The sequence below is a fragment of the Massilia sp. 01N417 genome, from assembly GCF_056399645.1.
Genome location: NZ_JBFTRS010000028.1, coordinates 58,016 through 79,268, shown reverse-complemented (window position 1 = coordinate 79,268; position 21,253 = coordinate 58,016). Strand labels below are relative to the sequence as shown.

Here is a 21,253-nt window from a genome sequence, read left to right as displayed (position 1 = left end):
ATAGTGCAGGGTGGATCGGTGCGCCACAGCAGCGCCGACGATAACAAGATGAGAGAGAGGGAGAAAAGTCCATGAGACGATTCCAGGCCTTCGGCGCTACCGCGCTGGCCATTGCCGCCATTAGTGCCCACGCCGAGGCACCGTTTTCTTTTGACAAGACACCGGGCAAACTGCCCAAGGACGTCATTCCGGTCGAATACATCGCCCACCTGGCGCCGGACATCGAGGCCAATACCTTCAGCGGCACCGAAGGCATAGCGATCGAGGTCCTCAAGCCGACCTCGACCATCATGCTGAACGCCGCCGCCCTGGAGATCGAGAGCGCGGCCCTGTCGGGCAAGGGCATGAAGCAGCTCAAGCTGACGCCGGTGCTGGACGACAAGCAGGAGACTCTCAGCTTCACCCTCCCGCAAGAACTGGCGCCGGGACGCTACCGCCTCGACCTGGCCTTCCGCGGCAAGATCAACCGGGAAGGGCGCGGCCTGTTCTATGTAAATTACCAGGCCGGCAAGGCCGACAAGAAGCTGATCGCCACCACCATGGAGCCGACCGACGCCCGGCGCATGCTGCCGACCTGGGACGAGCCCGCCTTCCGCGCGAAATTCCGCCTGTCGGTCGACCTGCCGGCGGGCCTGAAAGCCTATTCCAATACCCCGGTCGACAAGCAGGCGAAGCTTGCCGGCGGCAAGCAGCGCATCAGCTTCAAGCCGACCCCGAAGATGCCGAGCTACCTGGTGGTGCTGGCTGCCGGCGAGTTCGAGCGCATCAGTGCCAGGCAGGACGGGGTCGAGATCGGCGTCGTCACCACCGAAGGCAAGAAGGACAAGGGCGCATTCGCACTGAGCGCCAGCCGCGACCTGCTTCACTTCTATAACAACTACTTCGGCGTGCCGTATCCGCTGGCCAAGCTCGACCAGATCGCGATCCCGAACGGTTTCAACGGCGCGATGGAAAACTGGGGCGGCATCGTCTACAACGAGAACACCCTGCTGTACGACCCGAAGACCAGCCCGGAAAGCGTCAAGCAGGGCACCTTCTCGGTCAACGCCCACGAGATGGCCCACCAGTGGTTCGGCAACCTGGTGACCATGGCCTGGTGGGACAACCTGTGGCTGAACGAGGGCTTCGCTTCCTGGATGGCGTCCAAGGCCACCGAGCATTTCCACCCGGAGTGGCGGCCCTACCTGGCCAACATCGGCGACCGCGAGCGCGTCATGAACCTCGACTCGCGCAAGACCACCCACCCGATCCAGACCCCGGTCGAGACCGAAGCCCAGGCCGCCGACGCCTTCGACGACATCACCTACGAGAAGGGCCAGGCCTTCCTGCGCATGCTCGAGGCGTATCTTGGCGAAGACGCCTTCCGCAAGGGCATCCGCGCCTACTTGGCGAAGCACCAGTACTCGAATACCACCTCGGCCGACCTGTGGGCCGCGCTGGAGCAGGCGTCCGGCAAGCCGGTCGGCAAGCTGGCCTCGGACTGGACCACCCAGCCGGGCTTCCCGCTCATCAAGGTCGAACAGGCCTGCGAGGACGGCAAGCGCAAGGTGAGCCTCAGCCAGCAGCAGTTCCGCCTCGACGAGCCGGCCACGGAAAACCGGCTGTGGAACGTGCCCGTGCAGGTCGGTACCGTGAACGGCAAGGCGATGTATACCCTGCTGTCCGGCGCCAGTACCAAGCTGATGCTGCCGGGTTGCGAAGGTGCGCTGGTGGTGGATCCGCACAGTGTCGGCTACTTCCGCATCCAGTACGACCGTCCCAGCTTCGACGCCCTGGCCGGCCAGGCCGCGCACCTGCCGGACGCCACCCGCCTGAAGCTCCTCAACGACACCTGGACCCAGGTCACGGCCGGCAGCGTGCCGCTCGAGGCCTGGCTGAAGCTGGCCGGGCAGCTGGCCGACGAGCCGCGCCTGGCGGTGTGGGAGTCGATCGTCGCCGACCTGAACTTCCTGGATGCGCTGGCGCGCGGCGAGCCGGAGCGGCCGCAGGTCCGCCGCTTCATCATCGGCTTCGCCAGGCCGAAGCTGGCGAAGCTGGGCTGGGACGAAAAGCCGGGCGAGACCGCCGAAGACGCCCAGCTGCGCGCCCTGCTGGCCGGCGTCCTGGCCCGCGCCGGCGACGAAGAGGCGATCGCCGAGGCCCGCAGCCGCTTCCAGCGCTGGCTGAAGGACCCCGCCGCGGTCAGCCCGGCGATGATCGGCTTCGTCACCTCGGCCGCCGGCCGCTACGCCGACGCCGCCACCTTCGACGCCATCGCCGGGCGCCTGGCCGCGAGCCAGAACAACGAGGAGCGTTCGCGCCTGACCGGGGCGCTGACCCAGGTCCAGGATCCGGCCCTGGCCGACAAGGTGCTGCAGATGTCGCTGGCGCCGTCGACGCCGCCGACCATGGTCGCCCGCATCGTGCTGGGCGTGGGCCGCGAACACCTCGACCAGGCCTGGAACTTCGCCGTCGCCAACCGCGAGCCGCTGATGAAAACCCAGGATGCGCTGAACCGCTACCGGGTGTTCCCGGGTCTCGTCACCGCTTCCTCGAGCTTGCAGGACGCCCAGCGCATGGAAGACTTCGTTCGCCAGAACTTCGAGGCCGACGCCCAGGTCGAAGCGCAGCGGGTCGCCAATGGCGTGCGCGTGCGCGCGGCCCAGAAGGCGCGCCTGCTGCCACAGGTGCGCGAGGCGCTGAAATGAACCCCAGGTACTACAATAAACAGATCAATCAACAAGAAGGGAACTCCATGAAGACCAGCTGGACACCAGTAAAGACGGCGATCGTGCTCGCCCTGTGCGGCGCCGCCGTCATCTCGATGCCGGGCCACGCAGCAGGGCAGGCAGCAGGGCAGGCGCAGCCGGCCAATGCACCCAGGGCCGAAGCGCCGCAAGGCAGCGCGGCCATCCGCCCGGGCGACGATTTCTTCGCCTACGCGAACGGCGACTGGCTGTCGAAGACCGAGATCCCGGCCGACCGCAGCTCCTGGGGCGCGATGGGCGCGCTGGCGGAAGAGACCAACCAGCGCATCGTCAAGATGATCGAGGACCTCGCCGGCGACAAGAAACTGGGCGGCGAGGCGCGCAAGGTATCCGACTACTACCGCTCCTACATGAACGAGCCGGCCATCGAAGGCAAGGGCATCGCCCCGCTCAAGCCGATGCTGGCGAAGATCGAGGCCATCAAGGACAAGGCCGGCCTTACGCGCGCGCTGGGCGAATCGATCCGCGCCGACGTCGACCCGCTGAACAACACCCACTTCTTCACCGAGAACGTGTTCGGCCTGTGGGTGGCGCAGGGCCTGCACGACACCACGCGCAACATGCCTTACCTCCTGCAGGGCGGCCTGGGCATGCCGGACCGTGCCTACTACCTGGACAACAATCCGAAGATGGCCGAGCTGCGCACCAAGTACCAGCAGCACATCGCCGCGATGCTGAAACTGGCCGGCTACGGCGATGCGGATGCCGAGGCCAAGGCCGCCAAGGTGTTCGCGCTCGAAGTCGACATCGCCAACACCCACGCCACCCGCGCCGATTCGGCCGACGTGCAGAAGGCCGACAACACCTGGACCGCGAAGGACTTCACGGCCAAGGCCCCGGGCATGGACTGGAACGCCTTCTTCAAGGCCGCACGCCTGGGCGACCAGCAGAAATTCATCGTCTGGCATCCGGGCGCGGTGGTGGGCGAGGCCGCGCTGGTGCAGAGGGTCGACCTGCAGACCTGGAAGGACTACCTGGCCTTCCACCGCATCAACCAGATGGCGAGCGTGCTGCCGAAGGCCGTGTCCGACCAGCGTTTCGAGTTCTACGGCAAGGCCCTCAGCGGCACGCCGCAACAGTCGCTGCGCTGGAAGCGCGCGCTGGCCGCGACCAACGAGGCGATGGACGAGGCGGTCGGCAAGATCTACGTCGCCAAATATTTCCCGGCCGAGAACAAGGCGCGCCTGCAGCAGATGGTCGGCAATATCGTCGATGCCTTCGGCAAGCGTGTCGACAAGCTCGACTGGATGGCGCCGGCCACCCGCGCCCAGGCCAAGGAAAAGCTCAAGACCCTGTACGTGGGCGTGGGCTATCCGGACAAGTGGAAGTCGTATGAAGGCCTGAAGGTCGTGCTCGATGATGCCTTCGGCAATGCCGTGCGCGCCGACGAATTCCACACCGCCCAGGAGATCGCCAAGCTGCACCGCAAGCCGGACCGCACCGAATGGTCGATGCCGCCGCAGCTGGTCAATGCCGTCAATCTGCCGCTGCAGAACGCGCTGAACTTCCCGGCCGCGATCCTGCAGCCGCCGTTCTTCGATCCGAAGGCCTCCGACGCCAGCAACTACGGTGCGATCGGCGCCATCATCGGCCACGAGATCAGCCACAGCTTCGACGACCAGGGCGCCCAGTTCGATGCCCAGGGCCGCCTGCGCGACTGGTGGACCAGGCAGGACATGGAGCACTTCAAGGCCGCGTCCGGCAAACTGGTGGCGCAGTACAACAGCTATAAACCTTTCCCGGACCTGGCCGTCAACGGCCAGCTGACGCTGTCGGAAAACCTGGCCGACCTGGCCGGCCTGGCCGCCTCCTACGACGCCTACAAGCTTGCCTCTGGCAATAAAGCCGGCGAAGAGGGCGACCGCCAGTTCTTCCTGGGCTTCGCGCACAGCTGGCGCAACAAGGCGCGCGAAGCGGCCGAGCGCCGCGGCATCCTGACCGACGGCCACGCGCCGCCGCAGTACCGCGCCGCCACCGTGCGCAACCTGGACGCCTGGTACAAGGCCTTCGACGTGCAGCCGGGCCAGAAGCTCTACCTGGCGCCGGACGAGCGTGTTCGCGTCTGGTAATTAGTTTGTAGAAGGTAAGGGACGCCGGCAGCGAGACTGCCAGGCCTAGAATCAGGGGCCTGGCATTCTTGTTGCAGGTGGTCCATGAAGCAGCATTATCTCGACCTTAAGCGCCGCATGCTGCGCGCGCATCCATGTATGGGACAGAACGACGACTTCCGCGAGATTTCGGAACGTACCTTGCATCACTACGATGCAGTGGCGCCGCGTTTCTTCGCCGGCACCATAGACCACGACGTCAGCCAGAACATCGCGGCCTTGCTCGACGCGATCGAGGCCGATCCGCCGTACACCATCCTCGACCTCGGCTGCGGCCCGGGGCGCGACCTGAAGACCTTCAGGAACATGGGCCACCGCGCCATCGGCCTGGACGGCAGCCCGCGCTTCGTGGAGATGGCCGCGCAATACAGCGGCTGCGAAGTGTGGCTGCAGAATTTCATCGACCTCGACTTGCCGGACGAGATGTTCGACGGCATCTATGCCAACGCCTCGCTCTTCCACGTGCCGCGCAGCCTGCTGCCCAAGGTGCTGGGCGAGCTGCACGCCGCGCTCAAGCCGGGCGGCGTGCTGTTCAGTTCCAACCCGCGCGGCCATAACGAAGAGGGCTGGAACGGCCCGCGCTGGGGCTGCTTCCACGACTATCCCGCCTGGGAAGCCTTCGTCACCGGGGCCGGCTTCACGCCGGTCCGCCACTACTACCGCCCGGCCGGCCTGCCGCGCGAGCAACAGCCCTGGCTCGCCAGTGTGTGGCGGAAAAACTGATTCCGCTACAAGAATTGATTCCACTACGTTAACCGGCGAACAGAGTGAGGGCCGTAATCGGCCCAAGATGAACCTGTGCCGTTCGACAGCCGAGCGGTAGCAACGGGACCTCGACACCGCCACCAGTCTCGGCGGTCCACCGGATGGGATGCGCAGCGGGCCGAGGATTCGTGAACTTAACGAAAGGAGGTGTCCATGAACAAGGACCAGATCAAAGGCAAGGCCAAGGACATTGGCGGCAAGATTCAGGAAGGTGTCGGCAAAGCCGTTGGTAGCAGCGAGCAACAAGCCAAAGGCCTGAACAAGCAGGTCGAAGGCAAGGTGCAGGAAAAGGTCGGCGACGCGAAAGATATCGTCGGCAAGGGTAACCGCTGATCTGCATTGCCTAAGCGTGTACCTCCCAAAACAGCCGCCTCGTGCGGCTGTTTTCTTTTCCAATTAGAATCCGGCAATGAAATCATTACAGAAGCGGATTCTCCCGGCCCTGGCGGCCGTTCTCCTTGCCGGCGTGGCGGCCTATTGGTACTGGTCGCCTTATCTGGCGATGCGCGAGCTGCGCGATGCCGCGGTGGCGGCCGACGCGGGGCGCTTCAACGAGCGCGTCGATTTTCCCAAGGTGCGTGAGAGCCTGAAGAGCCAGTTCGCGGCGCGCCTGCAACCAGACAGCGCGAACGCCGGCAACAATCTCGGCAGCCTGCTGGCAGGCGTGCTGATCGACAAACTGATCGACACGGCGGTGCGCCCGGAAGCGATCATGTTTGCGATGCGCGAAGGGAAGTTCAAGATCGAGAGCGAGAGCGAGAACGAGAACGGTGGAAGCGCCGACGGCGGGCAGGATAGCGGCGAGCGCAGGAAGACCGTCTGGCACACCGAAAGGCAGGGCGCCGACACCATCCTCTTCCGTGGCGAAAGGGAAGGGGACGGCGCCAGGAAAGATACGATGGCGCTCGTCATGCAGCGCCGGGGGTTTGCGGACTGGAAGCTGACCGATATCCGGCTTCCCGACTAAGAACCTAATCGCCTTCCGGTCGCGTCGCCAGCGCCACGATCGCGGCGCCCGCGGCGACGATCAAGGCATCTTCGATCAGCCCGCTGCGGGTCTGGCCGATGCGCGCCATGGCCTGCTTGCGGGCGGCCAGGGTCAGGTAGGCGAGCGGTACGGCGGTGGCCACGGCGACCGCTGCGCCGGCCTTTTCCTGGCCCTTCGGCGCCAGCGCCGCACCGGCGATCCCGGCGCTCAGCACGCGCGCCAGCAGGCCCAGGAAGACGGTGCGGTCGGGCGCCGTTTTCATCTTGTCGCCGAACAGTTCTCCAACTCCCATTGCGAGGGCGCCGTATTTGAACAAGGGGCGGTCGAGCAGGGCCAGTTCGCCCGGCGTATCGCGGTCGGCAAGGCGGGCCGTGGCGAGCGTGGCCATGGGCGTCATCGAGCGTGCGCTGGCGACGGCGCCGATCAGGGCGGAGGGGAGCAGGGCGGGCGTGTTCATCGTCGTGGTGTCCTTTGCAATTGTTGGGTAAAGCCATGCTAGCCTTTATCCACGCGGCGGCGCGCCGCCTTGCTCCTGGGGCCGGTCGCCGAGGACGTCCTCGACATACAGCATCTTGATCAGCACCATCAAGGTGGCCGTCAGCGGTGTCGCCAGCGCGATGCCGGCAAAGCCGAAGATGGTGCCGAACACCAGCTGCATCACGATGATCAGACCGGGCGCGATGCGGACGGTGTGCGAGTCGATCAGCGGCTGCAGCACATAGCCGTGCAGCATCTGGATGCCGAGGAAAAGCAGTACCGTGTACAGCGCCAGTTGCGGATCCACCGACAGCGCGATCAGCACCGCCGGCACGCCCGCCATGATCGGGCCGACATAGGGGATGAAGTCGAGCAGGCCGGCGATGATGCCGAGGATCAGCGCCAGCGGGACGCCGAGCAGGCTCAGCCCGATCGAGGTCGCGATCCCCGCGATCAGCATTGCGCAAAAGGTGCCGAGCAGCCAGCGTCCCAGCGTGCGGCCGATCTCGTACTGCACCTGCTGGATGCGGGCGCGCTTCGGCGGTGGCACCAGTTTCAAGAAGCCATCGATGTAGCTGCGCGGGGACACGGCAAAATAGATGCCGACGAACAGGATGATGGCGACGTTGGCGACCGCGCCCAGCACGCCGCCGAAGAACAGGCCGGCATTCGGCACCATCTGGCCGAGGTATTGCATGAGCCGCTTGGGCTGCGGCAATTCGTCCGCGATGCGTTTGAGCAGGGGATGCTGGCCGACCATCTGCTGCAGGCGCTCCAGCGAGGCCGGCACATCCTTGGCGAGCTGGTTGGCCTCCTCGGTGATCTGCGGCGACATTGCCCAGCCGCCCAGCCCGATCACCAGCAGCAGCACCGCCACCACGATGCCCAGCCCCAGCTTGCGGTTCAGCCCGAATCGGCGGCACAGCAGGACGCTCAGCTCATACAGCAGGATCGCGAACAGGATGCAGGCGAACACCAGCAGCAGGGCGTTGGCGGCGTAATACACGGCTGCCAGTAGGGCCAGGAAGACGATGGCGATACCGTCGATCAGAGCGTGCCGCCGCAGGACGCGGCGCTGCATGGGCGCCGGCCCGGCCTGTTCGCCGTCGGGTGAAGGGATCTGTTCGTTCATACCGGCATGCTCTCACAGTCGGCTGGAGCGGGGCACCAGATTCGTTTGCAGCCGCCGTGATCGTATCGACGAGCTATGTGCGTGCGCGAACGGAGCCGTCAATCAAGTTTTCTTATCATTGAATCCACAGTCAATGAAAGGAGAGCACCATGAACTCGAATCAAGTCGAAGGCAAACTGAAAGACATCGGCGGCAAAATCCAGGAAGAAGCCGGCAAGCTGGTCGACAGCAAGCAACAACAGGCAAAAGGCCTGAAGAACCAGGCTGAGGGCAAGGCCCAGGAAACCCTGGGCGATGCGCAGGAAACCATCCACGACGCGACCAAGTAATCGCTTCGTAGGGTGGGCACGCCGTGCCCGCGTTCAACGAAAAACAGCCGCTCTCGAGCGGCTGTTTTCATTCGTGGGCCCGGCGAGCCCACCCTACGGCTTATTTAGCGCCGGTACCGCCGAGGTTCTTCTTGAAGAAGGCCTCGATCATCCCGTACACGTGACGCTGGCCCGTGCGCGAGGAGATGCCGTGCTTGGCGCCCGGGTAGGTCATCAGCTCGAAGCGCACGTTGCGGTTGACCAGGGCGTCGATCAGGCGCGTGCTGTTGGTGAACAGCACGTTGTCGTCCGCCATGCCGTGCACCAGCAGCAGCGGCGACTTGAGGCCGTCCAGGTGGGCGAACACGCCGCTCTGCTTGTAGGCTTCCGGATTCGACTTCGGCGTCGCGCCCATGAACTGCTCGGTGTAGTGGGTGTCGTAGAGTGCCCAGTCGGTCACCGGCGCCACCGACACGCCCATCGCGATCTTGCTGGACCCCGCTTCCAGCAGGCGCAGGGTCATGAAGCCGCCGTAGCTCCAGCCGAACACGCCGACGCGCTTCGGATCGACGAAGCTCTGCTTGGCCAGCCAGTCGACGCCGGTCAGCTGGTCTTCGACTTCATGCTTGCCCAGTTCGCCGTAGATGACGTCGGTGAAGGCGCGCTCGCGGCGCGAGGAACCGCGGTTGTCCAGGGTGAACACCACGAAGCCCTGCTGCGCCATGTACTGCTTGAACAGGTTGCCCCAGCCGCGGGTGACCTGCTGCGAGTGCGGGCCGCCGTAGACGAACAGGAAGACCGGATAGCGCTTGGCCGGATTGAAGTTGGCCGGCTTGATCATCGAGTAGTACAGGTTCTGGCCGTCGTGTGCCTTGATGCTGCCGAACTCGGTCGGCAGGTGGTCCGCCATGTACTTCGCGTACGGGTGGTTCGCGTTCATCTCGTTATGCTCGAGCCACTCGACCATCGTGCCGTCGGCCTTGCGGATCGACACTTGCGGCGGGGTCTTCGGATCCGAGAAGGTGTCGACGAAGATCTTGCCGTTGCGCGCGAAGGACGTGTCGTGCATACCGTCGGTCTTGGTGATGCGCACCGGCTTGTCGGCATTGCTGCCGTCCAGGTTCAGCGCATAGGTCTGCTTGTCCATCACCGCATCCTTGTTCGAGGCGATGTAGACCTTGCCGGCATCCTCGTCCACGGCCAGGATGTTGTCGACGCCCCATTCGCCACTGGTGATCGGGTGCAGCAGCTTGCCGTCCAGGTCGAACAGGTAGAGGTGGTTGCGGCCGCTGCGCTCCGATGCCCAGATGAAGGCCGGACGGTTCTTCAGGAACTTCAGGTCGTCGTGGATGCTGACCCAGGTCTTCGAGGTTTCGGTCAGCAGGGTGCGCTGCGCCAGGCTGGCGGCGTCGACGGCGACCAGGTCGAGGCGCTTCTGGTCGCGCGACTGGCGCTGGTAGACCAGGCTCTTGCCGTCCGCGCTCCAGTCGGCGCGCACCAGGTAGATGTCCTTTTCGGGACCCAGGTCGACCTTCTTCTGTGCGCCGCTTGCCGGGTCGACGATCATCAGGTCGACCAGCACGTTCGGATCGCCGGCGGCCGGGTAGCGCTGGTCGATGACTTCGGTGCGGTCGGCAAAGATTTCGAAGCGGCGCGCGACCGGCACCGGGGCTTCGTCGTAGCGTTTGTAGGCGATCGCGGAATCGTCCGGCGCCCAGTAGTAACCGGTGCGCTGGCCCATCTCTTCCTGGGCGACGAATTCGGCTTCGCCGTTGTGGATGGTGTCCTTGCCGTCGGTGGTCAGCTGGCGTTCCTTGCCGGTCGACAGGTCGATCACGAACAGGTTCTGGTCGCGCACGAAGGAGACGTAGCGGCCCTTCGGCGAAATCTTCGGATCGCCGACGTTACCCGAGGCAACCTTGCGCGCATTGTCCGGATTGGCGACGTCGACCAGGTAGAGGTCGCCGGCGATCGGCACCAGGATCTGCTTGCCATCCGGCGACCAGCTGTAGCTGATGATGCCGGACAGGCTGGCGGTACGCGCACGTTCGCGGCGCGCCTTTTCTTCCAGCGACAGGTTTTCAAGCGGGACCAGCTTCTTGGAGTCGACCAGGCGGTGCGTGGTCTTGTCCTTCATATTGTATTCCCACAGGTCCAGCTGGAACTGGTTGTCGGCACGGCCGCGCAGGAAGGTCACGCGTTCGCCGTCGGGCGACACGCGTACGTTACGAACGCCGGGGCCGGACAACGCCGGGTCGGCGTAGATGCGGTCCAGGGTCAGGCGTTCCGCGGATGCGGGAACGGCCGCCAGGGCGGCAAGAAGGGCAAGAATGAGGCGCATGGATTGTCTCGCGGATAAAAATTAATTTTGTGCAACGGGCGAGACGATACCAGAGTAAGGCGCCGAGCGCTGTAAATATGTGCCTTGCATTTCAAGAAGCCGAGCGGGCTTCGCGTACCCGCAGCTTCGACAGATTGTTGAGCGACCACGCCAGCAGCACCGCCGCCACCGTCAGGCCCAGCACCAGCCCGATCCAGAAGCCGGTGGCCTTCATCGGTTCGGCCGGCGACCACGGGAACCATGCGGGCGCCAGGCCGAGGATCCAGCCGACCGGCAGGGCCACGCCCCAGAAGGCGATCATCTGGATCACCATCGGCGAACGCGTGACCTTGTAGCCGCGGATCGCCGACGCTGCCGCGACCTGGGTCGAGTCGGACAGCTGGAAGATGGCGGCGAACAGCAGCAGCAGGGCGCAGGTGGCCTGCACCACGGCGTCCGAGGTGTACATGGCGGCGATCTGCCAGCGGAACAGGGCGATGAAGATGGCCGACAGCAGGCCGAAGAAGACGCACAGGGCGGTGCCGGTCCAGGCCACGAAGCGGGCGCGCTGCGCATTGCCTTCGCCCATCGCCTGGCCGACGCGGGTGAGGGTGCCGATGCCGAAGCTCATCGGCACCATGAACACCAGCGAGGTGAAGTTCAGCGCGATCTGGTGCGCCGACACCTGCACCACGCCGAAGCGCGCCACCAGCAGGCTGACGATGCCGAAGGCGCTGACCTCGGCGAAGTGGGTGACGCCGATCGGCAGGCCCAGGCGCAGCATGCTGCCGATCTCGCGCCAGTTCGGACCTTCCCAGTGCGTGAACGGGTAGGTCGCGCGGTAGGCCGGAGAGAACTTGATCCAGCCGATCATGGCGGCCAGCATCAGCCACACGCCGCTGGCGGTCGACACCGCGCAGCCCAGCGCGCCCATCCTGGGCAGGCCGAAATGGCCGAAGATCAGGCCCCAGTTGAGCACCACGTTGTACAGCAGGCCGAGGATGGCGATGACCATGATCGGCTTGGTCTGGTTGATGCTGGTCGTGTAGCCGTACAGCGCGCGGTAGCAGCCGAAGGCCGGCATGCCGAGGCTGATGATGTGAAGGAAGGTCTTGGCGCGATCGGCCACCGCCTGTTCGAGGCCGATGTGGTCGAACAGCAGCGCGCACAGGTTGGCCGCCACACAGCCGGCAATGCCGACCAGCAGGCCCATCCACAGCGATTCGCGCACCGAGTGCGAGATCCTGTCGAAGCGCCCGGCGCCCATCTCGTGCGCGACCACCGAGTTCACCGCCATCATGACGCCCATCACGGTCACCAGGATGATCGACCACACCGAGGTGCCGAGCGAGACCGCGGCCAGTTCGGCGGCGCTGACATGGCCCGTCATCGCCACGTCCACCACGCCCATGCCGACCGTCGCGAGCTGGCCGACCAGCATCGGCCACGACAGGCGCCACAGGGTCGCGATCTCGGTGCGGACGGGGTTGGAAGACTGCGTGATGGTGGTAGCGGACGTCATGGCTCGGTTTGCGAACGAAACCGATGATTCTACTGTAGGGTGGGCGCGGCGGCACCGTCTTCAGATAGGCGTACAGCGCCCGCATGTCGGTCTCGTTCATCTGCTTCAGCGAGCCGAAGGGCATGACGGGGCTGACCGGCTTGCCGTCCGGGCGTTGGCCGCTGTGCAGCATGGCCATGAACAGTTCCGGAGTCGGATAGCGGGTCATGGCGCTGCCCTTGCCGGGCGTCAGGTTGGCGGCCGCCGGCCAGGACGGCGGTGTGCCGGGGATCCTGCCGCCGCTGAGATTGGCGCCATGGCAGCCGATGCAGGCGTTGGCCACGTAGGCGCCGTATTCCGGCGTGACGGCGGCCGATACCGGACGGAAGGACGGCTGCGCATGGTCGATCTTTTCGGATGCGTCCTGGATCACGCCGAAGGCATACAGGGCCTTCACCGGGACCGGCACCTCGATCACGGCCTTGTTGCCGGGTACGGGGCGCATCTGCTGGAGGAAGGCGATCAGCGCTGCCATGTCCTCGTCGGTGAGGCGGCTGTAGTCCTCGCTGGGCATGATCATGACCGGATTACCGTTCGGCTTGACGCCGTGGCGCACGGTGCGCACCCAGTCGACCAGCTGGTAGCGCGCCGTGGTGCCGTTCGGACCTGCGGTGATGTTGGGCGCCACCACGTGCATGCCGCCATCGCTGATGACGGTCTTGCCGGCGCCGTTGGCGCCATGGCATTCGGCGCAGCCGCGGGTGTTGTAGAGGTAGCGTCCATGCTCGATGTGCGCCGGATCCGGCAGCACGTCCAGCGGCCGCACCTGCAGTACCACGTTGCGCATCATCTTGCGCTCGCCCAGCGCCTTGCCGACCACGGTGGCGGCCACGCCCAGCAGGGCGAGCCCCACCAGCGCGATGCTGGTCCGTTTGACCCATTTGCTCATGCTCATGCGCCGGCCCCCTCTGGTAAATACATGGAATTGCAAATTTAGCACTGCTCAGAAGTGTTGGCTAGCTCGTCGAACGATGGGGGCATGTGCGGGATCAGGAGTCATACGCGCGGTGCATGGATGCGATCCGATTGGTTTGTCCTTATGCTTTCGATCCCTTTATAATGGCGACCATAAGTTACAAAAAAGACAGGGATGGTCCATGAAGTATGCTTTGATTTTGGAAAAAAACTCGGAACTATGTAACAACACTGCCGCTGTGCTGTCATCGATGGGGTACCTGACGACCCCGGTCTTCAATCAAAAAAAGGCGCTATACGCTGCCCGTTTGATCCAGTTCGATCTGATCGTTACCTGTACGGCCCATATCCCAGGCGACCGGCGCTCCCTCACGGGAGAACTGAAGCGATGTCTGCCGGAAGCGACCATCCTCCTGCTGGCCGATCCCGAGTCGGCGCCGCCCGCCGAGGGGACGCTCGATGGCGTCAGCGCCATCCTGTACAGGCCGCTTACGGAGGAGGCTGTGCGCCGCATCCTCGAACCCGAGCAGCAGCAGTCCGCGCAGCAGATCGCCGAAAGGCGGAGGGAGTATATTTTTTAAATGCCATAACGATGTGCTCCTGGTTGAAATGTTAGCCTGTCACCATCAGATAAGGCTGATCCAAACCATCCAACCCCATCCAGGAGCCCGCTCGTGGAATACAAGGACTACTACCAGACCCTTGGTGTCGAAAGGACCGCGTCCGCGGACGACATCAAGAAGGCTTACCGCAAGCTGGTCCGGCAATATCACCCGGACGTCAGCAAGCACAAGAACGCGACCGAGAAGACCAAGGAAATCAACGAGGCCTACGAGGTGCTGGGCGACGCCGAGAAACGCGCCGCCTACGATGCGCTCGGCCAGGCCCCGCGCCAGGGCCAGGGCTTCCAGCCGCCGCCCGACTGGGGCCGCGAGTACGGCCAGTACGACTTCGGCGGGGGCGAAGGCGGCAGCGCGGAAGACATCTTTGCCGACCTGTTCGCGCACATGGGGCGAGGGCGCAGCCACCGCGGCGGCGGCGCGGGCATGGGCGGCGGCGGTTTCCAGATGCGCGGCGAGGACATCCACGCCGCCATCTCGATCGACCTGCGCGATGCCTACCAGGGCGCCACGCGCACCATCAGCCTGCGTGCCGGCCAGCAGGAAAAGACCCTGAGCGTGAACATTCCGAAGGGTGTGACGCCGGGACAGCAGCTGCGCCTGGCGGGCCAGGGCCATCCGGGCATCGGCGGCGGCGGCCCGGGCGACCTGTATCTGGAGATCCAGTTCAACCCCGATGCGCGCTATCGCGTCGAGGGTTCCAGTGTCTACCAGAACGTGCCGGTGGCGCCGTGGGAAGCGGCGCTGGGCGCCAGCATCTCGGTGCCGACGCCGTCCGGCGCGGTCGAGGTGACGGTGCCGCCGGCGTCGCAGAGCGGCCGCAAGCTGCGCCTGAAGGGCAGGGGCATTCCATCTTCGCAGCCGGGCGACCTCTACCTGATCCTGGACGTGGTGCTGCCGCCGGCCACCAGCGATCGCGCGCGCGAACTGTACGAGACGATGGCGCGCGACCTCGCCTTCAACCCACGCGAACGCATAGGAGCTTGAGCGATGCATGAGATGACGAGCATCAGCGGCGTACTGCTGGACGACGCCGCACTGACCCTCGAGGAGCTGGCGCGCGCCTGCAATGTGGAGCCGGAATGGGTGGTGCGCCGGGTGCGCGCCGGCATCCTTGCCGGCCAGCCGGCGGTGGAGGTGACGGAGTGGCGCTTCCGCAGCGGCGACCTGCTGCGCGCGCGCCGCCTGCTGCGCGTGGAACGCGACTTCGACGCCAACGAGGACCTGGCCGCGCTGGTGGTCGACCTCGGCGACGAGGTGCGCCGCCTGCGCGCACGCCTGCACGCACTGGGCCTCGACTAGAGCGGGAAGCGCGCGCCGTCCCGAGGCAGGCAAAACTACAATCGGACCTCCCACAGCGATCATTTTTCATCGATTGAAGGAGGTCTCATGCAACAGAATTCGCAACAGAAGTCGCAACCTGGCGCAGGCCAGGCCCTGCAGGGCAAACGGGTCGCCATCCTGATGACGGACGGCGTCGAGCAGGTCGAATACACGGGGCCGCGCAGCTTCCTCGAACAGCAGGGCGCCAAGGTGACCCTGGTCTCGCCGAAGCCGAGCGGCGACGAGATCCAGGGCTTCAACCACCTCGATCCCGCCGACAAGTTCAAGGTCGAACTCGACGTGCGCGATGCGCGTCCGGCCGACTTCGACGCGCTGGTGCTGCCGGGCGGCGTCGCCAATCCCGACCAGCTGCGCCTGTCGACGGAGGCAATCGCCTTCATCCGCGAATTCGGCCGCGAGAACAAGCCCATCGCCGCCATCTGCCATGGGCCCTGGACCCTGATCGATGCCGACCTGGTCAGCGGCAAGCGCATGACCAGCTGGCCGACCCTCCAGCTCGACCTGCAGAACGCGGGCGCGCAGTGGACCGACGAACAGGTGGTGGTCGACGGCAAGCTCGTCACCAGCCGCAAGCCTGACGACATCCCGGCCTTCAACCAGGCCATCCTCGGCGAGCTGGCCGCGGTCCAGCCGGGGCAATCGGGCGCACACTGAGCCCGGAAGGAGTTCATATGGAACAGGTATCAGGCAGGCCCCTGGAGGGCAAGCGCGTCGCCATGCTGATGACGGACGGCGTCGAGCAGATCGAATACACCAGCCCGCGGTCCTATCTGGAAGAGCGGGGCGCGACCGTGGTGCTGCTGTCGCCGAAGAATGCCGGCGAAGAGGTTCAGGGTTTCAATCACCTGCAGCCGGGCGACCGGTTCAAGGTCGAGATGAACGTGCGCGATGCCGATCCGGCCGACTTCGACGCCCTGGTGCTGCCCGGCGGCGTGGCCAATCCCGACAAGCTGCGCATGAGCAGGGAAGCGATCGATTTCATCCGCGGCTTCGACGTCGAGGACAAGCCGGTCGGCGCGATCTGCCACGGTCCCTGGACCCTGATCGATGCCGGCATCGCCAGCGCCAAGCACCTGACCAGCTGGCCCAGCCTGAAGCGCGATCTCACCAACGCCGGCGCCGAGTGGACCGACGACGAAGTGGTGATCGACGCGCGCCTGGTCACCAGCCGCAAGCCGGACGATCTTCCGGCCTTCAACGATGCGCTGGCGAAGGAACTCATGATGGCGGCGGGAACCGATCCGGGCCCGACCTCCTAGGCGACGGGCGAAAAAAAAGACCAGGCCGAAGCCTGGTCTTCCAGTTTTCACGCCGGGTCAGGCGATCAGAACTTGTAGGTTGCAGCCACTGCCACGCGACGGAACTGGGTGGTGTAGCCGTCACGCCAGGTGATCGGGTAGTCCTGTTCGAAGATGTTGGTGACGTACAGGCTCAGCTTCACGTGATCGATACCCGAGTAGGTCAGCGAGTAGTCGAAGGTGGTGTTGCTGCCGACATGGTTACACATAGCCATGTTCTCCGGTGCGACTTTCTGCGTGACGCAGTAGGTCGGCGAGGAGTTGCTGTTGTTGCCCCAGCCGCTGTTGTAGTTCATGGTGATCGAGTGATCGAAATCACCCTTCTTCATGTACAGCTTCGTGACGGTCTTCAGGCGCGACGCCGGGAAGTCATAGAAGTCCCAGGTGCCGGCGATGTTCTCGTCATACGCGTTCAGCGCCTGGCTGTAGTTCTGGTATTTCCAGATGTAGCTGCCGTCGAGTTTCAGGCGGAAGTCCGTGCCCATGAACTTGAAACGGCCCGATGCGTCGAAGTCGAAGCCGGACACGCGGGTACGGCCGCTGTTGACGTAAGGGTTGTACACCAGGCCCAGCTGGCCGACGCCGCCGTAGTTGATGGTGTTGTTCGGCGCGTACTTCTTCACCAGGGACAGGAAGTCGTTGTCGTTGGCGGTGTTGTCGATACGGATCAGCTGGCCGGCCGGCAGGCTGGCTTCGCCTTTCAGGATGTCGGTTACGCCACGGGTGCCGATTTCATTGCGGCGCTCGATGAAGTAGTAGTCGAGGCCGGCGCTCCAGTTCTTGATCGGCTCCCACACGGCGCCCAGGGTCACCGAACGCGAGGTTTCCGGCTTCAGGTCCGGGTTCGACGACACGAAGCTCGGCAGGCCGGCCGAGCATTCCGCGTTGCGGAAGCTGTTGGCCAATGCCTTGTCGGCGGTGGTCGCGTTGGCGGCGCCTTGCACCAGGGCGTTCAGCTGGTTGGCGATCGGGCAGCGGCGCAGGTCGTTGACGCCGGTCGCGACCGAGCTGCGGCCCAGGCCGTTACCGGATTCGACGATGTTCGGCGCACGGAAGCCGCCCGATGCGGTGGCACGCAGCAGCAGGCTGTCGGTGACGTTGTAGCGCAGGCCCAGCTTCGGCGACAGGTGAGCGTCGAAATCGCCGCTCTTGTCGGCGCGCAGCGCGGCGTTCATCTCGAGGCGCTTCGTCAGCGGAACGTTGGCTTCGGTGAACAGCGCGTACTCGTTACGCGAATCGTCCACCTGCAGGCCGAAGATACCGACCAGATCGCCGCGCAGCACGTTGTCCGAGCTCTTCATCCAGTAGGAGTTCTGGCTGATATTGGTGCCGAACGCAACGTTCAGCGGACCGGCCGGCAGTTGCGCCACGGTGCCCGACACGGTCGCGTCGAAGAACTTGACCTTGGCTTCACCTTCGGTGGTACGGACCGGGAACATCGATTCCAGCAGGGCCGTATCGTTCTGCTTGCCGAACACGTAGGTCTTGTTGACGATCGCATCGGTGTAGCCCTTGGCGCTGACGGCGCGGGTTGCCTTGGTCGCGCTCGAATGCGAGTAGCCGAGCGCCGATTTCCAGTCCCAGTTGCCGATGGTGCCGTCCAGGGCCAGCATCACGCGCTGCTGGTCGGAATCGGTGCGGTTGAAGTTGAAACCGTTGCCGGTGTCCATCATGCGCGCGCGGTACTCGGTCGCCGTGCTGTACGGGTTCATCGGGTGCCCGACTGGCAGCTTCGGATACGAGAACGGACCGACCATCTTGCCGCCGAGAACGTTGTACCAGACGCTCTGCGAGCTGGTGGCAGCGCCGTTGCTGACGCTGAACGGCGCCACGATGTAGTCGCTGACTTCGCCGGCGGCCGTGACTTCGAAGTTGGCGTTGATGTTCTGGCCGATGCGGAAGTGGGTGCTGCTGGCGAGCGCATGGCGCTTGTTGTTCGTGCGCAGGCCGTTGTACGGCGTCGCATCCCACTTACAGAGTTTGTCGGTCGGGTCGATGTCGGCGGCCGGGCAGCCCGGTGCGGCGACGATGTTGGTGCTGCTCAGGAAGTAGTTACCGGTCGGCGAGAACGAGCTCTTCGCATCGTAGGTCGAGCGGCCCGGGGTCAGGCGGTGCCAAGCCGGGTAATGCGAGCTCAGGTCGCCCTGGCTGTAGCCGTCGGTCTTGTAGGCTTCGGCGGTCAGGTAGGTGTTGAAGCCGTTCTTGTCGATGTCGCCATAACCCCAGATCGCCGACACGTTGCGGTTGCGCGCGTCCTGGAAGTGCGGCGCTTCACCGTATTGGCCCTTGATCTGGAAGCCCTGGTAGTTGCTGCGCAGGATGATGTTGACCACGCCGGCGATGGCGTCCGAACCGTAGATTGCCGATGCGCCGTCTTTCAGCACCTCGATGCGCTCGATGGCGTCGGTGGCGATGGCATCCAGGTTGGTGAAGTTCTGCTGAGCACCGTCCGACAGGCCGTAGGGCGCAATGCGGCGGCCGTTGACCAGGACCAGGGTAGCAACCTTGCTCAGGCCGCGCATGCTGACGCCCGAAGCGCCGGTCGCGAAGCTGCCGGAGCTGGCGCTTGCCGAGTTGATGTCGGTGCTGACCGAGGACATGGCGGTCAGGATGCCCAGCGCCGTATTCTGGCCGGTTTTCTCGATGTCATCGCGGGTCAGGATCTGGACTGCGTTCGCTGCCTCGGTTTGCGTACGCTTGATGCTGGAGCCGGTAACCTCGACGCGCTGGATCTTCGGATCCGGCGTGCTTGCTTCTTGCGCTGCGGCTAAAGCGGGGATGGCCAGGGTAACGGCCAGAGCGATGGAACTCTTCTTCAAAATATTTTTATGCTTCACAACAACTCCTGGGATGAAAATTATTTGAGCAACTGATGCATACGTGGTCAGTTATCTCTGACTTTCTGTACGTACGCGTATAAATACTCTTGCATAAGATTGCCCAGATGCAAAGTCGTAAATATGCGTTAGGGAAATATCGTGTTGCTTTAAGTTACATCCGTTGGGTTTTTGACACAGTATGTTACGAGCGTAAAGAAAATGTGAAGTTTGCGGAAGGAAATTTTGGAGAGGTGGGAAGGGGAGCAGGAAATTGCTGCGGTGCGGCATGAGGTAGGGGTGTTACTCGGAGTACATCGCGCTTGAAACTGTCGCTACGTGCCGGGTGAAAGAAATGGAAGGGCGTACAAGACTCCAGCTGGTTGTTATTTTATCTAGTACAAGTGTCTACAATAGTTAGGCAGTCGTCTGATGCAAAGAGTGTCAATGAACACTTATCCCTGGTGAGCGAGTCCGTACAAATAGCTTAAAGGGATGATCATGACGATGAGACTGAGGGCTTTTCCGGTTCTGTTGGTGGCGAGTATGGCGTTGAGCGCTTGTGGCGGCGGAAGTAGCGGCAACGGCACCGAGAGCAGCGTCAGTGGAATTTCCGGCTTGTGTTCAATGCTGGGATCCACATCCCCGACGTCTCCAGGTACAACGACATCGCCCTCGGAAAGCCAGTCTGCACCCACCGTCACAGTGGCGCTCCTGAACGCGAGCGGTACCTCATCCAATTCGCTGACCGGCGCTATTCCGCTCACGGTCAAGGCAACCGTCCTGGATGCAAGCAGGAAGCCAGTGCCGAATTCGGTCGTGAGCTTCGCCACCAGCAACGCATTGGCGACATTTTCTCCAACCAGCGGTACGGCGCTGACCGACAGTAATGGCGTGGCCAGCGTCAGTATGCGTGCCGCCAATCTCGCGGCCGGCGGTGCAGGCACCGTCACCGCGAGCAGTACCGTGGGCACTACGACGGCTACAGGAAAGGCCAGCTACGCAGTCAGCGCCACGACGCTCACGTTCGGGACTCTCAGCGCTTCTCCTGCAAGCATTCAGGCTGATGGTTCCACTGTGCTGTCGGTGGACCTGATGAATGGGGCCGGTAAATATACCGACCACGATGTCGGCAACGGCCCCGACGAATAATGGCGCCGCCCAGGTTGTCTATCGCGACAAGGAGTGTGGCAATAACGATGTCGTGACCGTCTCCGCCGATGGCGTTGCGAAGCCTGTCACGGCGGCGCTCACGATCGCGCCACCCGCGGCGGCATCGGTCCAGTCGTACAGGCGCTTCCTTCAGACAAGTCGATTGTCATCAAGGGCGAGGGCGGCAATGGGCGTACCGAGACGGCTGTTTTGACCTTTAAAAACATCGACATTTTTGGCAACCCACTTAGTACCAATCACTTTAATGTGGATCGGAACAAAGACAGCTCGCCGACCTATCCGGCCGCTATCATCCAGGTAATGCTGGCTGATAGGTTTAGTAATCCCGTTCCCGACGGTACGCCAATCGTGTTCCGTACCAATCTTGGCGCGATCGGTTCGTCAGATCGGGGCGGTTGTATCACTATCAACGGCGGGTGCTCGGTTGACTTCCGCGTGCAGGAACCTCGCGTCCTAAATCCGAACGCGCCTGCCAACTGCTCCTGATGCGATTGAATGCCGGGACTGATGAACCCAGCAATCAACTCGCCCAGCATAGCTTTTGCACGAAACAAAGGCCAGCTACGGCGAGGAATATGATCGCACGATACTAAACAGTTAGTATGCACAAAACCGGGCTGATTTCGACCTCGGGCACATCAACCGCGCCGAAAAATTCACTACTATGCGCAGCGGTCACAG

At 64.0% G+C, this 21,253-nt stretch carries 18 protein-coding genes and 1 pseudogene; 12 read left to right on the top strand and 7 right to left on the bottom strand.

The genetic code is table 11. The features are described 5' to 3' along the window. Nucleotides 1–71: 71 nt before the first annotated feature. From AC1DOQ_RS24045 to AC1DOQ_RS24025, 5 genes are all read left to right on the top strand, one after another. A complete protein-coding gene (locus AC1DOQ_RS24045; RefSeq protein ID WP_477369939.1) occupies nucleotides 72–2,687 on the top strand; it encodes a M1 family metallopeptidase in 2,616 nt (871 codons plus the stop codon). A 47-nt stretch (nucleotides 2,688–2,734) separates the two neighbouring features. Continuing rightward, on the top strand, nucleotides 2,735–4,816 hold the full coding sequence (locus AC1DOQ_RS24040) for a M13 family metallopeptidase (RefSeq protein WP_477369936.1): 2,082 nt from the start codon (nucleotides 2,735–2,737) through the stop codon (nucleotides 4,814–4,816). 138 nt (nucleotides 4,817–4,954) lie between these two features. Beyond that, on the top strand, nucleotides 4,955–5,578 hold the full coding sequence (locus AC1DOQ_RS24035) for a class I SAM-dependent methyltransferase (RefSeq protein WP_477369978.1): 624 nt from the start codon (nucleotides 4,955–4,957) through the stop codon (nucleotides 5,576–5,578). A 195-nt stretch (nucleotides 5,579–5,773) separates the two neighbouring features. Further along, entirely contained in the window at nucleotides 5,774–5,953 is a 180-nt protein-coding gene (locus tag AC1DOQ_RS24030) for a CsbD family protein (protein ID WP_442123638.1), read from the top strand. Between the two features lie 76 nt (nucleotides 5,954–6,029). Next, nucleotides 6,030–6,587, top strand: coding sequence for a DUF2939 domain-containing protein (locus tag AC1DOQ_RS24025; protein ID WP_477369933.1), 558 nt, complete (start codon nucleotides 6,030–6,032; stop codon nucleotides 6,585–6,587). 4 nt (nucleotides 6,588–6,591) lie between these two features. On the opposite strand, the gene AC1DOQ_RS24020 is transcribed toward AC1DOQ_RS24025, so the two are convergent. Together AC1DOQ_RS24020 and AC1DOQ_RS24015 are read right to left on the bottom strand one after the other, a co-directional pair. After that, nucleotides 6,592–7,065: a hypothetical protein gene (locus AC1DOQ_RS24020; protein ID WP_477369930.1), complete on the bottom strand. Its 474-nt coding sequence runs from the start codon at nucleotides 7,063–7,065 to the stop codon at nucleotides 6,592–6,594. 45 nt (nucleotides 7,066–7,110) lie between these two features. Next, nucleotides 7,111–8,217 (bottom strand): AI-2E family transporter, encoded by a 1,107-nt coding sequence (locus tag AC1DOQ_RS24015; RefSeq protein ID WP_477369927.1) that lies wholly within the window; start codon nucleotides 8,215–8,217, stop codon nucleotides 7,111–7,113. A gap of 149 nt (nucleotides 8,218–8,366) precedes the next feature. Between AC1DOQ_RS24015 and AC1DOQ_RS24010 the strand changes: the two genes are divergently transcribed. After that, entirely contained in the window at nucleotides 8,367–8,546 is a 180-nt protein-coding gene (locus tag AC1DOQ_RS24010) for a CsbD family protein (RefSeq protein ID WP_442123642.1), read from the top strand. Nucleotides 8,547–8,646: 100 nt separating this feature from the next. Here AC1DOQ_RS24010 and AC1DOQ_RS24005 read toward each other — a convergent pair whose 3' ends face one another. The 3 genes and pseudogenes from AC1DOQ_RS24005 to AC1DOQ_RS23995 form a co-directional block, all read right to left on the bottom strand. Continuing rightward, on the bottom strand, nucleotides 8,647–10,866 hold the full coding sequence (locus AC1DOQ_RS24005) for a S9 family peptidase (RefSeq protein WP_477369924.1): 2,220 nt from the start codon (nucleotides 10,864–10,866) through the stop codon (nucleotides 8,647–8,649). A 91-nt stretch (nucleotides 10,867–10,957) separates the two neighbouring features. After that, complete coding sequence (locus tag AC1DOQ_RS24000) at nucleotides 10,958–12,367, bottom strand: MATE family efflux transporter (protein WP_477369922.1); 1,410 nt, start codon at nucleotides 12,365–12,367, stop codon at nucleotides 10,958–10,960. A gap of 64 nt (nucleotides 12,368–12,431) precedes the next feature. Next, nucleotides 12,432–13,193 (bottom strand): annotated as a pseudogene (locus AC1DOQ_RS23995) (c-type cytochrome); the annotation flags it as partial. Between the two features lie 310 nt (nucleotides 13,194–13,503). On the opposite strand from AC1DOQ_RS23995, the gene AC1DOQ_RS23990 reads away from it, so the two are divergent. From AC1DOQ_RS23990 to AC1DOQ_RS23970, 5 genes are all read left to right on the top strand, one after another. Beyond that, nucleotides 13,504–13,902, top strand: a complete 399-nt coding sequence (locus tag AC1DOQ_RS23990) for a hypothetical protein (RefSeq protein WP_477369919.1) — start codon at nucleotides 13,504–13,506, stop codon at nucleotides 13,900–13,902. Nucleotides 13,903–13,995: 93 nt separating this feature from the next. After that, the gene (locus AC1DOQ_RS23985) at nucleotides 13,996–14,928 is read left to right on the top strand and encodes a DnaJ C-terminal domain-containing protein (protein WP_477369916.1); all 933 of its coding nucleotides are present in this window, start codon (nucleotides 13,996–13,998) and stop codon (nucleotides 14,926–14,928) included. 3 nt (nucleotides 14,929–14,931) lie between these two features. Further along, nucleotides 14,932–15,243, top strand: coding sequence for a chaperone modulator CbpM (locus AC1DOQ_RS23980; protein ID WP_477369913.1), 312 nt, complete (start codon nucleotides 14,932–14,934; stop codon nucleotides 15,241–15,243). Nucleotides 15,244–15,330: 87 nt separating this feature from the next. After that, nucleotides 15,331–15,939 carry a type 1 glutamine amidotransferase domain-containing protein gene (locus AC1DOQ_RS23975; protein ID WP_477369910.1) on the top strand — a complete coding sequence of 203 codons (609 nt, stop codon included), beginning with the start codon at nucleotides 15,331–15,333 and terminating at the stop codon, nucleotides 15,937–15,939. Between the two features lie 17 nt (nucleotides 15,940–15,956). Continuing rightward, entirely contained in the window at nucleotides 15,957–16,544 is a 588-nt protein-coding gene (locus AC1DOQ_RS23970; RefSeq protein WP_477369907.1) for a type 1 glutamine amidotransferase domain-containing protein, read from the top strand. A 65-nt stretch (nucleotides 16,545–16,609) separates the two neighbouring features. Here AC1DOQ_RS23970 and AC1DOQ_RS23965 read toward each other — a convergent pair whose 3' ends face one another. Further along, on the bottom strand, nucleotides 16,610–19,402 hold the full coding sequence (locus AC1DOQ_RS23965; RefSeq protein WP_477369904.1) for a TonB-dependent receptor plug domain-containing protein: 2,793 nt from the start codon (nucleotides 19,400–19,402) through the stop codon (nucleotides 16,610–16,612). 452 nt (nucleotides 19,403–19,854) lie between these two features. Beyond that, on the bottom strand, nucleotides 19,855–20,232 hold the full coding sequence (locus AC1DOQ_RS23960; RefSeq protein WP_477369901.1) for a hypothetical protein: 378 nt from the start codon (nucleotides 20,230–20,232) through the stop codon (nucleotides 19,855–19,857). Between AC1DOQ_RS23960 and AC1DOQ_RS23955 the strand changes: the two genes are divergently transcribed. Beyond that, nucleotides 20,219–20,551, top strand: coding sequence for a hypothetical protein (locus tag AC1DOQ_RS23955; protein WP_477369898.1), 333 nt, complete (start codon nucleotides 20,219–20,221; stop codon nucleotides 20,549–20,551). The genes AC1DOQ_RS23960 and AC1DOQ_RS23955 overlap by 14 nt on opposite strands. Nucleotides 20,552–21,253 lie beyond the last annotated feature (702 nt).